Source organism: Pantoea sp. X-Soil-TKNS-1207 (genome assembly GCF_059730485.1).
In genome coordinates, this window is record NZ_AP035958.1 from 1,622,259 (window position 1) to 1,634,679 (window position 12,421).

The 12,421-nt window shown below is 53.5% G+C and carries 15 protein-coding genes; 3 read left to right on the forward strand and 12 right to left on the reverse strand.

The window, feature by feature from the left end:
* Positions 1-70: 70 nt before the first annotated feature.
* Together AC6I8V_RS07440 and AC6I8V_RS07445 are read right to left on the reverse strand one after the other, a co-directional pair.
* Positions 71-337: a hypothetical protein gene (locus AC6I8V_RS07440; protein ID WP_013508621.1), complete on the reverse strand. Its 267-nt coding sequence runs from the start codon at positions 335-337 to the stop codon at positions 71-73.
* A 562-nt stretch (positions 338-899) separates the two neighbouring features.
* Positions 900-1,823: a Kdo(2)-lipid IV(A) acyltransferase gene (locus tag AC6I8V_RS07445; RefSeq protein ID WP_497845244.1), complete on the reverse strand. Its 924-nt coding sequence runs from the start codon at positions 1,821-1,823 to the stop codon at positions 900-902.
* A gap of 266 nt (positions 1,824-2,089) precedes the next feature.
* Here AC6I8V_RS07445 and trhO point away from each other — a divergent pair, with 266 nt between their 5' ends.
* Positions 2,090-3,145, forward strand: a complete 1,056-nt coding sequence (trhO, locus tag AC6I8V_RS07450; RefSeq protein WP_497845245.1) for an oxygen-dependent tRNA uridine(34) hydroxylase TrhO — start codon at positions 2,090-2,092, stop codon at positions 3,143-3,145.
* A gap of 40 nt (positions 3,146-3,185) precedes the next feature.
* Here the strand turns inward: trhO and AC6I8V_RS07455 are convergent, their stop codons facing one another.
* From AC6I8V_RS07455 to mdtH, 10 genes are all read right to left on the reverse strand, one after another.
* Positions 3,186-3,761: a YceI family protein gene (locus AC6I8V_RS07455; protein ID WP_497845246.1), complete on the reverse strand. Its 576-nt coding sequence runs from the start codon at positions 3,759-3,761 to the stop codon at positions 3,186-3,188.
* 1 nt (position 3,762) lies between these two features.
* On the reverse strand, positions 3,763-4,335 hold the full coding sequence (locus AC6I8V_RS07460) for a cytochrome b (protein WP_497845247.1): 573 nt from the start codon (positions 4,333-4,335) through the stop codon (positions 3,763-3,765).
* 295 nt (positions 4,336-4,630) lie between these two features.
* On the reverse strand, positions 4,631-5,746 hold the full coding sequence (gene solA / locus AC6I8V_RS07465) for an N-methyl-L-tryptophan oxidase (protein ID WP_497845248.1): 1,116 nt from the start codon (positions 5,744-5,746) through the stop codon (positions 4,631-4,633).
* A 105-nt stretch (positions 5,747-5,851) separates the two neighbouring features.
* Positions 5,852-6,106 carry a biofilm formation regulator BssS gene (bssS, locus tag AC6I8V_RS07470; protein ID WP_497845250.1) on the reverse strand — a complete coding sequence of 85 codons (255 nt, stop codon included), beginning with the start codon at positions 6,104-6,106 and terminating at the stop codon, positions 5,852-5,854.
* A gap of 288 nt (positions 6,107-6,394) precedes the next feature.
* A complete protein-coding gene (locus AC6I8V_RS07475; protein ID WP_497845251.1) occupies positions 6,395-6,664 on the reverse strand; it encodes a hypothetical protein in 270 nt (89 codons plus the stop codon).
* 146 nt (positions 6,665-6,810) lie between these two features.
* On the reverse strand, positions 6,811-7,056 hold the full coding sequence (gene dinI / locus AC6I8V_RS07480; RefSeq protein WP_497845252.1) for a DNA damage-inducible protein I: 246 nt from the start codon (positions 7,054-7,056) through the stop codon (positions 6,811-6,813).
* A gap of 68 nt (positions 7,057-7,124) precedes the next feature.
* Positions 7,125-8,171 (reverse strand): dihydroorotase, encoded by a 1,047-nt coding sequence (gene pyrC, locus AC6I8V_RS07485; protein ID WP_497845253.1) that lies wholly within the window; start codon positions 8,169-8,171, stop codon positions 7,125-7,127.
* A gap of 136 nt (positions 8,172-8,307) precedes the next feature.
* Positions 8,308-8,871 (reverse strand): lipoprotein, encoded by a 564-nt coding sequence (locus AC6I8V_RS07490; RefSeq protein WP_497845785.1) that lies wholly within the window; start codon positions 8,869-8,871, stop codon positions 8,308-8,310.
* Between the two features lie 113 nt (positions 8,872-8,984).
* On the reverse strand, positions 8,985-9,632 hold the full coding sequence (gene grxB, locus AC6I8V_RS07495; RefSeq protein ID WP_497845254.1) for a glutaredoxin 2: 648 nt from the start codon (positions 9,630-9,632) through the stop codon (positions 8,985-8,987).
* 89 nt (positions 9,633-9,721) lie between these two features.
* Positions 9,722-10,924, reverse strand: coding sequence for a multidrug efflux MFS transporter MdtH (mdtH, locus tag AC6I8V_RS07500; RefSeq protein ID WP_497845255.1), 1,203 nt, complete (start codon positions 10,922-10,924; stop codon positions 9,722-9,724).
* A gap of 248 nt (positions 10,925-11,172) precedes the next feature.
* On the opposite strand from mdtH, the gene rimJ reads away from it, so the two are divergent.
* Entirely contained in the window at positions 11,173-11,763 is a 591-nt protein-coding gene (rimJ, locus tag AC6I8V_RS07505; RefSeq protein ID WP_497845256.1) for a ribosomal protein S5-alanine N-acetyltransferase, read from the forward strand.
* A gap of 18 nt (positions 11,764-11,781) precedes the next feature.
* Positions 11,782-12,420, forward strand: coding sequence for a DUF480 domain-containing protein (locus AC6I8V_RS07510; RefSeq protein WP_497845257.1), 639 nt, complete (start codon positions 11,782-11,784; stop codon positions 12,418-12,420).
* The last annotated feature ends 1 nt before the right edge of the window (position 12,421 follow it).

Consider the following 12,421-nt stretch of genomic DNA (forward strand, 5'->3'; position numbering starts at 1 on the left):
AAAATCAGCGGGGGAGGGAAAGGGAAGAATAACGTTTGGGCGGATGAGGTGAAGCACCCGCCCAAACGGGTCAGTGCATTTTTTGTGGAAAATGCAGCACAGGACGCACCGATTCGCGAATAATAGGCGCAGAGTAGCGAATACAACATTTAATACAGGGTTTCACCTTTTTGAAATTAATACGCGCAATAGATAAAGCCTGATTCAAATTATAGAGTGTACCGATGAAGACCATATCCTCCTTCTCGGGCAGACGTTTACACTCTTTGCGGTGCAGCAGATGGTAATTATCCTGATCAGTACTTACCGTCACATAATAATAGATGCCTTTATTCATATTATGAGTTCCTGCGTATATTTGCTGTGTGTAATCTTTTTTATTTTTTTACGAGCAGTTATTGAACTAACTGTCACTGTCGAAACTAACTGGAATCGTTTTCCTGGACAAATTCCAGAAAGGTATAAAGAGGCTGTATCTTTTTTAGAAACGGAATAAGAGTGCCTGATATTCAGATAATACCTTGTAAATTAAGTTAATTTTGTTGCATTGATTAGCGAATTCAAAGAATTTAGTAATATTAAATAGGAAAATGCCTGGAATTGGGATTATTCAGGACCGAAAGGGTATATTTCAACCCGTAAATTTTACTTTCAGACATTGACGCTAAATCAAAGGGATGGCAGGAATACCGTTTACAATTGGTTAACAGAATTAAATATTCGTCACCATTGTCAGATATCGGTGGGAGAAGACTCCAGAAATAACTGGCCTGAGAATATGCAACAGCTTTAATTCAGCCTGGTACAGTTTTAACTAAATTTTAACGGATAATGTCATGAATTAAGGCAAATTTCACTGTGGCGGGAGCGGAACACGTAATGTGTCCCGCTTCACATTATTAATAGCGGGAGGGTTGACCTTCCGGTCGGGTTTTAAAGCGACGGTGCAGCCACATGTATTGTTCCGGTGCCAGCAATACGCTCTCTTCCACCACCTTATTCATGCAAATTGCCGTGTCGAGTTCACTCTCCAGCGAGAATTTGTCACGGATGTCCGGCATGATTTTCAGTTCGTAACCGCGACCGTGCGGCAGGCGACGTGCCAGAAACGGCACCACGCTGGGATTCCCGAGGCGGATTAGCATATGTGTCCCGGTGGTGGTTGCGGCGTCTTCAACGGCAAAAAAAGGTGCGAACACGCTGCTGCGCGGGCCGTAATCGTGGTCCGGCGCATACCAGATGATGTCGTTATTTTTCATCGCGCGGATCATGCCCTTGAGGTCTTTGCGATCCAGCATACTTTTATTCGAGCGCATACGGCCCCAGGTTTGCAGCCAGTCGATCAGTTTGTTGTCGTTCGGGCGATAGACGCCAATACCCGGATTGTGCATACCGAAAACGCGAGCGCCCAGCTCCAGCGTCAGGAAATGCATACCAATCAGCAGGATGCCGCGCCCGGCTGCCAGCGAGGAATCAATATGTTCCAGCCCGGTGCAGGCAACCCATTTGCGAATACGCCAGTCCGGCCAGAACCAGGCGATCCCGGTTTCGATCAGCCCCATGCCAACCGATTCAAAATTATGCTTCACCATCGCATCGCGTTCGCTCAGCGGCATATCCGGAAAGCAGAGTTCCAGGTTGCGCTGCGCGATTTTGACGCGACGCTTGAGGAAACGCATGGCAATGCGACCCAGACCGCAGCCAATAACATACAAAACCGGGTAAGGCAGCAGCACCAGTAAATAGAGAATGCCAATGCCCAGCCAGGTGAGCCAATAGCGCGGATGAAGGAGTTCACGGGAAAATTGGGGAAGTTGAGTCATTGAAATGTCAGTATCCTGCGTCTTGTACCAGAGGTACCGGTTCCTGTTATTTGTCGCTATTGTGCCATTTTTTCTGTCTGACTGAAATCAAGCATAGCCGGGTTGCGAACGCGCGAATTCACGCAATCGCATTAAAATATAATGGCGGTATAGAAATTCGCCAGTGGCTCTGCCGGGCGATATTCGTGGCAAAGGCTTCGCATCGCAGTGAATTCATGTATCATGTGCGCGCTCATTTTTCTTGATTGCTAACAGGAACGAACACCATGCCAGTGTTACACAACCTTGTTTCCAATAAAGAGCTGAAGGCGCGTATGCTGGCTGAAACCGAGCCGCGCACCACTGTCTCTTTTTATAAATACTTCCAGATTGCCGATCCCAAAGCGTTTCGTGATGCCCTGTATATTGAGTTAACCAAACTCAAGGTATTTGGCCGCGTTTATGTCGCTCACGAGGGTATTAACGCGCAAATCAGTGTCCCCGCCAGCCAGTATGAAAACATGAAAGCGTTTCTCTACGGCTTCGACCCGGCGCTGAGCAATCTGCGAATGAATATTGCGCTGGATGATGATGGCAAATCTTTCTGGGTATTGCGCCTGAAAGTCCGCGATCGCATCGTGGCTGACGGTATTGAAGACAGCAGCTTTGATGCCAGCGATGTCGGCAACTATCTTAAAGCGGCTGACGTCAATGCCATGCTGGACGATCCGGACGCGGTATTTGTCGATATGCGTAACCACTACGAATTTGAAGTGGGGCATTTCGATAATGCGCTTGAGGTGCCTGCGGATACCTTCCGCGATCAGCTGCCGATGGCTATCGATATGCTGAAAGACCAGAAAGATAAGAAAATCGTTATGTACTGCACCGGCGGCATTCGTTGCGAGAAAGCCAGTGCCTGGATGAAGCACAACGGTTTTGACGACGTCTATCACATCGAGGGTGGCATCATTGAATACACCCGTCGTGCGCGTGAGCAGGGCCTGCCAGTCCGTTTTAAAGGCAAAAACTTTGTCTTTGATGAGCGTATGGGCGAGCGCATTTCTGAAGATGTGCTGTCGAACTGCCATCAGTGCGGCACCCCCTGCGACACCCATACCAACTGTGTGAACGACGGTTGCCATCTGTTGTTTATTCAGTGTCCGAGCTGTGCGGAGAAATTCCACAATTGTTGCAGCCCGATCTGCATGGAAGAGTCGACATTGTCGCCGGAAGAACAGCGCGCCCGCCGCGCCGGTCGTGAAAACGGCAACAAAGTGTTCAACAAATCGCGTGGTTTGCTGAATATGACGATGGCGATTCCCGTGCCAGAGAAGAAGTAACCGGCGGGCAGCCTGCGTTTCATGGCAGGCTGCCCTGGTTTTACTGACGAACCCCTTCGACAGAAATGATCAGCTCTGCCTTCTGCGCAGCGGGTCCCAGATCTTTATTGATATTAAACGTCTTCAGCACGATCTCTCCGCTGGCCTCGAATCCGGCCCGATAACCGCCCCAGGGGTCTTTCCCTTCACCGATCAATCGTGCATCCAGCGTCACCGGGTGGGTCACGCCGTTGAGCGTCAGGTCACCGGTGATTTTATACTGCTCGCCCTCTTTCTTTACCGCAGTGGAGACAAACGTCGCCTGCGGGAACTTGCCGGTATTGAGGAAATCGCTGCTGCGCAGATGCTTATCCCGCTCGGCATGGTTGGTATCCAGGCTGTTGGTGTTGATGGTGACGTTCACCTTGTCAGCGGCCGGATTGGCCTCATCGAAGGTAAAACTGCCGTCGAAATCCTTAAAGCTGCCGTACAGCCAGCTGTAGCCAAGATGCTGAATGCGGAACTGCACAAAAGCATGTTGACCCTGTTTATCAAATTTGTAGTCCGCCGCGGCGGCCTGAAGGCTGGCCGCCAGTAACGCGGCACCGGTCAGCATCCGCAATGATTTCTTGAGCATGTTACTTTTCCTTTTCAGAGGTTAATGGGATGCGGCAACCCAACATCCTTTTCAGTGTGCTATCACCATCAATAACGTGGTGTTTGAGCGCGGCAAGCCCGTGCAGTACCGAAAGCAGCACCAGCGTCCAGGCCAGCCATAAATGAATATCGCCTGCCACATCTGCCTGAACAGCGGCCCCGGCCAGCAGGGCGGGAACCTCAAACCAGCCGAAAAGCGAAATGGGTTTGCCGTCGGCGGTAGAAATCAGATAGCCGCTCAGCAAAATGACCAGCAACAGGGCGTAAAGAAGCCAGTGCGCGGTGCTTGCGGCACGGCGAACCGGCGTGGAATAACTGGCGAGGGGGGCGGGTGGCGGCGACAGAAAGCGCCATGCCAGACGCAGCAGCAGGGCGATAAATAACAGCAGGCCAATGCTTTTGTGAATGTCCGGTGCCGTGTGATACCAGCCGTCATAGTAGCCCAGCCCGACCATCCACCAACCAAGCGCAAACATGGCATAAATGGCGAAGGCCATTAGCCAGTGTAATAAAATCGAAATTGCTCCAAACCGCTGTGGGGAATTACGCCACATTCTCTGAAATCCCTGGTCAGAAATAAGTGGTAATGAGCATCTACATCCTGAAATAAAAAATCAATCACACTTACTTTTCTATAAATAAGCCAATAATTATTCGGAATTTATGGGGATATGTTGTCTGGATACTCAGAAAGAGTGAATAACTACGCGGGGAATAGGGTGTGAGAAACATCTAAGGTTAATTACTACACCTTTTGCGCTTTTATTTAGCGGCAGAATTAAACCTTTGTGAGTTTATGTCAGGGAGTGTCAGGCGGGCCGGCGCGAGTGGCGCACCGGCCGGGTTATATCAGGCGAAACGCGACAAGGAAAAGGGAGAGATATCGAAAGAAAACGCTTTTTCCTGCGCAAATTCGCTGGCCAGTTCGCCCAGCACGCTGGCGAATTTAAAACCATGACCACTTAAACCGGTAATGATCAGGCGGTTCGGTTCACCGGGCAGGGTGTCGATGATGAAATCTTCATCCGGCGTATTATCGTAGCTACAGGCTTCACCATGCAGACAGACACCAACGCCAGGCAGAAACTGACGCAGGAAGCTAAAGGCTTCGCTGCCATCCGCAGCCACGTTGCCGAAGGGCTTACGATCGGCGGGGGTCTGCATCACCTGACCGCCATCGTGACGGCCTACCTTCAGCGCGTTATTGTCTGCCGGGAAACCGTAAAAGTGGGTGCCATCAGGCATCTCCACGGTAAAGCCGGGAAACTTGTTATTTTCGCTGTAGCGGCCATCCGCCTGATGCCAGGCAAACACTTTACGCACCGGCGTGACGGGTAAATCCGCCACCAGCTGGCTGACCCAGGTGCCTGCACTGACCAGCATCTTGCGCGCGCGAAATACGCCTTCGCTGGTGGTGACCTGTTGCAAATCACCCGTGCGGCCAATGCTGGTCACCGGGCAATTAAACAGCTGGGCGCAGCCCGCTTTTTCCGATAGATCGATCCAGCTACGTACCGCCTGTTCGCATTTGAGAAAGCCGGAATTGGGTTCGAAGACGCCAATGTAGCCATCCGGCACCGAGAACTGCGGCCAGCGCTTGCGGACTTCATCCGCCTGCAAAATCTGCACATCCAGCTGCCAGACGCGGGCGCTATCGATAACGTTTTGAATAAAGGGAGAGGTGATGGGGGCCAGATTGAGAATACCGCTGCGGTGCATAATGCGTTCGCCGCCCTGACGTTCCAGCTCATCCCACAATGTCTGCGCGCGCAGCACCAGCGGGACGTAGCGCTCGCCTTCGCCATAGGCATGGCGAATCAAACGCGTTTCACCGTGATGGGTGCCCTGAGTATGGGGCGGGTGGGCGCTGTCGATCATCAACACCGCTAAGCCCGCCTGGGTAGCGTAGAATCCGGCGGCGGCTCCGACCGAACCACTGCCAACCACAATCAGATCATAAACCATACGACATCACTCCTGAAAAACGGTGAATTTTTTCAGTAGCATAGCAAAAGATAGCGCCCATGAAAAAGGCACCCTTGGGGGTGCCCTTTCACGCGATGGCAGAAATTAATGCTTTAAATTATCGCGTTGGTATTGCTCTGTGGACTCAATTTTTGCAATGCCAGCTTCGAGTATGGAGATAAATTGTCTCGCCACGTCCGTGGTCAGCCAGTAAGTAGGGCCCACATCAGCTTCTTCTTCTTTCTGATCCTGCGATGATAGCGAGTGCAGGCGGATCATCATGGCGTCATAACTGTCTACGGTGCTAATGTCCCATCCTACCAACGGATGAGTCTGAATGACGTCTTTATTTCTGTCCATTATAACCTCCTTTTTACTCGTTAAACGAAGTGCTTCTTGAGGTTCAATGCGGCTTTTTCTTGCACTAGCGAGATAATTATAACATGAAACGAACGGTACAATAGTTAAAAAATGTGGTGAGCAAATTTCTGGCAAAAATAAAGGCTAACGAAATACGAGTTAAAAAAATAATTAATAGCCCGGCGAAACGGGCATTTTATCGCGCCAACCTTAACGGCGGCTGAAGAAGTTATCGGCAGAGAAGTCGCATAACTTTAGGAGGACTCTGGAACCGCTTACGCGGCGGAATTATCCCTGCGAGTTATCGGGCAACACGCCAATACGTTTCTGGATCTCTTCCGCCAGGCGTGAAAACTGCTGCTGTAACTGCTCGTCATGATTCTGGTTTTGCGCTTCCAGCGACAGATTGTGCACCAGCAACTGGTTGGCGCGATCGTCCAGGCAGAACGTCAGGCTGGCAAAAGCATTCTCCAGCACGGTTAAACGGCGCTGCTGCTCGCTAATTAATGCCAGCAATTCACCAAACGTCATCGCCTCTTCGGGTTTTTCGTGAGTCATGGGTAAAACGTCTCCTGTTAGCATGACGCGGACAAAAAAAAGGGGATCACTATGGATGATTCTAGATGCAGCGACTTTTTCTGGCGAGGGGAATTAAAAACAAAAAAGCCGGGTGGCGAAACCCGGCAAAAACTGCGCAGTGGCGGTTAATCGGTAATAAACCAGTCGTCGGCGCTTTCCCAGGTTTCCTGCAGGATATCGCTAATGCGTTCGCGATTTTCTTTGCAGCCGCCAAAAACGCTCAGCTGATTGCCGCTGGCATAGCGGACTTTGACATGGTGTTCGTCATCAGGGAAATCGCGCGCGATGCGGCGGGTAAGCTCTGCGCTCAGGGCATCAAGTGCGCCCGCAGGAAGGGGCTGAGTTTTTGCTACGGTAATTTCAACACGCATAAACGCCTCCGGAATAATATACTGGTTATTTGTACAGTAAAATTATCCCGAAGGCAAGCATCAGCGCGTTATTGCTTTACGCGCCAGTTGAGAGTCTCACCGGCGAGGAAGGGCACGAGGCTGTCATCGGCGACGGCGACAGTTTGCTCCACGGTCCACGGCTCACGTACCAGCGTCAGCGTTCCTTCGTTAAGCGGCAGGCCGTAGAAGTTCGGGCCATTCTCAGAACAGAAGGCTTCGAAATGTTGCAGCGCATCCAGCTCCTCAAATACCGTGGCATAAGCCGGTAACGAAGTCGGCGCGTTAAACACCCCGGCGCAGCCGCAGCTGGCTTCTTTCAGATGGCGCAAGTGCGGCGCCGTATCGGTACCGAGGAACACGCGACGGTTGCCGCTCGCCACCAGCTTACGCAGCGCTTCCTGGTGAATATTGCGTTTCAGGATCGGCAGGCAGTAGAGATGCGGGCGCACGCCGCCAACCAGCATATGGTTGCGGTTGAACATCAGATGCTGAGGCGTAATGGTCGCGCCCAGCAGCGCATTACCTGCTGCCAGGTATTCAGCCGCTTCTTTGGTGGTGATGTGTTCCATAACCACTTTCAGAGCAGGGAACTGCTGACGCAGCGGCTCCAGCACCGTCTCAATAAAACGTGCCTCACGGTCAAAAATATCAATGTGCGAGTCGGTCACTTCACCGTGTACCAGCATCGGCATCCCGATCTGCTGCATACGTTCCAGCACGCGGGCGATGGAGGCGATATTGGTCACGCCATGGCTGGAGTTGGTGGTGGCGTGCGCCGGATAGAGCTTCGCCGCGGTGAAAACGCCTGCGCGGAAACCCTGCTCGATCTCATCGGGATCGAGGGAGTCGGTGAGATAGCAGGTCATCAGCGGCGTAAAGGCATGTGCGGCCGGTAAGGCGGCGAGAATGCGATCACGATAGGCAATGGCCGCAGCGACGCTGGTAACAGGCGGAACCAGGTTTGGCATGACAATGGCACGACCGTTCACTGCACTGGTGTAAGGCAAAACCGCCTCAAGCATCGCGCCATCGCGCAGATGGATATGCCAGTCGTCAGGGCGGCGAATCGTGATTTGCTGGGGTTGGGCTGTCATTCAAAAAGGCTCCGGCTGAGTAGAAAACGAAAGGCACGTTTAGGCCGGGGAGTAATCATAAGGATGTGGGCAACCGTTTGCACGGGATTTTATGCGCAGAAAGCAAAACCGCGCCAGTGAGGCGCGGTTGCGGGGGTTAGTCGGTGAAAGGAATCACCAGCTGGCCAGGTTTCACTTCCAGACCTTTGGCAAATTTCTTCGCCAGCGCTTCGCCTTTGCTGCGATCTTCGCTTAACACGTAGGCGGGTTTTTCATTGAAGTAACGTTTCAGCGATTCGTTGAGGTACGGCGTCAGCGTTTTCATGATCGACGCCATTTTTTCCGGCTGTACCTGGGCATCGACAATCTCCATGTCATGCAGATAAATCGCCCCTTGCTGGGCATTGAACACCGGCTGCGCCTTCATTTTCAGCTGCATTTCCGCCTGTTGCGGACCAAACAGCGAGCTGACATTAATTGTGGCTTTGCCCGTCAGGGTGATTTTGCCGGGTTCTTCGCGGCCAATCTGGCTGCTCAAATCGCTCAGCACGATATGCGCATTCACCAGCCCGGAAACACCCACATCTTTCTCAAAATTGTTGTGCTTCTGGAGCGCCTGATTTACTTCCTGCTCGCTAATGGTGTATTGGGTTAATTGATTACAACCGGCCAGCAGCATGGCAAACAACAGGGCCAGCAGCCCGGCAAACGCCTTCTTCATACTTTCCTCGTCCTGATCGATACGGCATATACCGGCCATAGCGTGCCTGAATCAGGGCTGGGTGTCACCAGGAGAGAGATGAGAAACGTCTGGGCGCTTCTCATCAGGCAGGGTCAGGCAGCGATGGAGGAGAGCAGATTGACCTGGGTCTGTTTCGCCATATTGTCGCGATAATCTGCCACGCGGCTCGGCCATTCGATACCGGCCACCAGCGTCAGCGAACGTAACAACGGAAACAGGTTGATATCATCTTCCGACAGCTCGCCGTTCACCGCATTGGGTTTGACGATCAGCTTATCCAGCTGACGCAAATCGTCGCTGATGTTCTTGATCAGCCCCGGCGCGTGTTTGCGCAGTTCGCTGAAGTCACCGATGTTGGCCTGCTTTTTCTCGCGGAAATAGTTGCGCGCTTCCGGCGTGGCAAATTCGGCGAAAGCGGCATCGGCAATGCGCGGCAGCAGCAGCTTGTTCACATAACCATTTACGTGCCGCAGCCAGTCCCTGATGGCCGGGTTCGCTTTGCCGTTCAGCAACGTCTCGCCATCCTGCTTATCCACCAGACGCACGATATCCATGCTTTCCGGCATGGCGCTGCCATCGGCTTTTTGCAGGATCGGCGCCATCTTCTGACCAATAAGTTTTTTTGGTGTGCTCTCGTCGTCATTGAGCATCACGACCAGCTCGACGGGCAGATTTTTCAGCCCAAAAATCATGCGCGCTTTGACGCAGAAAGGGCAGTGATCGTAGATGTAGAGTTTCATCCCGTTTCTCCATTGGTTCTCAGGGTGACAGACGTCACCCTTTCTACAGACGTGCGGGAAGTATGGGAGAGATTAGCGGCAGGGGCAAATTAGCTGCTGTAAAGCGCCGGGGCCACTTCGCGCGGCTGGAACTGCCACCACAGCGCCAGCAGCGTCACGCCACCCACCGTACTGAGCAGTATCCAGGGCAATTCCGGCAACGCCAGCTGCTGGCCTAAATCGAACATCCAGCCGCCGCCGGAGTAGCCAATCAGGCCGCCGATTGCCAGCCCGAGACGGCTGAAACCCATATAACTGCCACGGGCGCGTGGACTGGCGAGTGACGCGCTGAGGGTTTCACGCGCCGGTTCAGCGATGATTGAACCGAAATAGAACACCGCAATGAGCAAAAACAGCGACGGCAGGGTGGTGGTCATGCCCACCGGCAACAGGCTGATGGTCATCAGCAGCAGACCGGCCATCAGACGCGTTTCCAGGCGGAAGCGCTTCTCACTCCAGCGCGCCAGTGGATACAACAGGCTGAGCGACAGCAGCGCTTCGATGGCATACATCCACTTCACCGCCGCCGGTGCGCCAGCGACCTGATTTACCATCACCGGCAACATCAGCATCACCTGCACGGCGAGAATGTAGTAGCCGGTCAGCGTCAGAACATAGAGACGAAAACGCTTGTCCTGCCAGACGCGTTGCATCCCTTCACGCATCGCTACCCGTTCGGTGGATAGGCGCCAGGCCGGCAGCCAGATGGCGTTAAATAACGCGGCACAGACAAACACCGCCGCGCCCACCCAGCACACCAGACGGAAATCCCACGCCAGCAACCAGCTGCCGATCAGCGCGCCCAGCACCGCACCGGCGCTGTCCTGCATCATCAGCAACGAGAAGAAGCGACCGCGCTCAGGGGGACGCACCAGTTTCACCACCATGGCGCTGCGCGGGGGATCGAACAGGGTGCCGCCGAGGCCCGACAACAGACACGCCAGCCACAGCAGCCAGGGTTCGTGCGCCAGTGCCATACAGGCAAAACCGGCCGCACGCATCAGCATACCGGTAACGATCAGCGGGCGTGCGCCGAAGCGATCGGCAATCGCGCCGCCAAAAATACCGAAGCCCTGCTGCACAAACTGGCGCAGACCGAGCGCAATGCCAACCATCAGCGCGGCCCAGCCAAGCTGTTCGACGAAGTGAATAGAGATGAGGGGAAACACCACGAAAAATCCCAACACCACCAGCATGTTATCGACCAATAAAAATGTTTTACCGAGGCGTCGTGCCTTTGCAACCCGAGACATGCTAGATCCTGAGCAAGTTAAGAGAGGAGAAAAGAGACCAGTTGGTCCATTTTCCGCCTGCGCAGAGGGGAAAGACAGGATTCTCAGGATGATATTTTTTCATCGAATCCGCAGGAAAATTTATCCTGAACCAGGATGAATTCAGCAGACTGCGGCGTGGGGTTTTACCGCAGGCAGGGTGGCGGTTATAGTGAGAAGTATCGCCGCTGGCGTACTTCCTTCTTAAGCCATGGATTTCAGGAGTCAAGATGTTTGGCTATCGTTCTGCTGGGCCGCGCGTGCGCCTCACTACCGATCGTCTGGTGGTCCGTTTAGTTCATGAACGTGATGCCTGGCGGCTGGCGGATTATTACGCGGAAAACCGCGTATTTCTCAAGCCCTGGGAGCCGGTGCGTGACGAAAGCCATTGCTATCCGTCCGGCTGGCAGGCACGTCTGGGGCTGATCGCCGACATGCACAAGCAAGGCTCGGCGTTCTATTTTGTGTTGATGGACCAGGAGGAGCGCGAAGTGCGTGGCGTCGCCAACTTCAGCAACGTGCTGCGCGGTTCATTCCACGCCTGCTATCTCGGCTATTCCTTGGGGGAAAAGTGGCAGGGACAGGGCATGATGTTCGAGGCGCTGCAAACCGCGATTCGTTATATGCAGCGTCAGCAGCATATTCACCGCATCATGGCGAACTATATGCCGCACAACCAGCGCAGCGGCAATCTGCTGGCGCGGCTGGGATTTGAAAAAGAGGGTTATGCCAAAGATTATCTGTTAATCGATGGCCGCTGGCAGGATCACGTACTGACAGCCTTAACCTGGCGCGAGTGGACCCCGGACCGCCGCGGATAATAAAAAGGGAGCAATTCGATGAAAATGGCCTTATCGGCGCAGGCGCTGCGCGTTATTGGGTGCCTGCTGGAAAAGCAGGTCACCACCCCGGATCAATATCCGCTATCGCTTAATGGCGTGGTGACTGCCTGTAATCAGAAATCCAACCGCGAACCGGTGCTGAATCTGAGCGAGAGCGACGTGCAGTCTCAGCTGGATGAGCTGGTGAAAAAGCATCTGGTCACCGCCAACAACGGCTTTGGCCAGCGCGTCAGCAAATATGAACAGCGTTTTTGCAACTCAGCGTTTGGCAATCTGCAACTCAGCAGCGCCGAAGTGGCGGTGCTGACGCTGCTGTTTTTGCGCGGCGCGCAGACGCCTGGCGAGCTGCGCACCCGCAGTGGTCGTCTGCATGAATTCAGCGATATGAATGAGGTCGAGTCGACGCTGAATGGTTTGATCACCCGCGATGATGGCCCGATGGTGGTGCGACTGGCCCGAGAACCCGGCAAACGCGAAAGCCGTTATATGCATCTGTTTGGCGGTGAAGTGGCGGAAACCCCTGCTGACGCCAGCGAGACGGATAGCCCCGGCCTTGAAGCGCGTGTCGCGCAACTTGAAGAAACCGTGGCCCAGTTGCAGGCGCAGCTGGAACAGCTGCTGCAAAAGGAGTATTGAG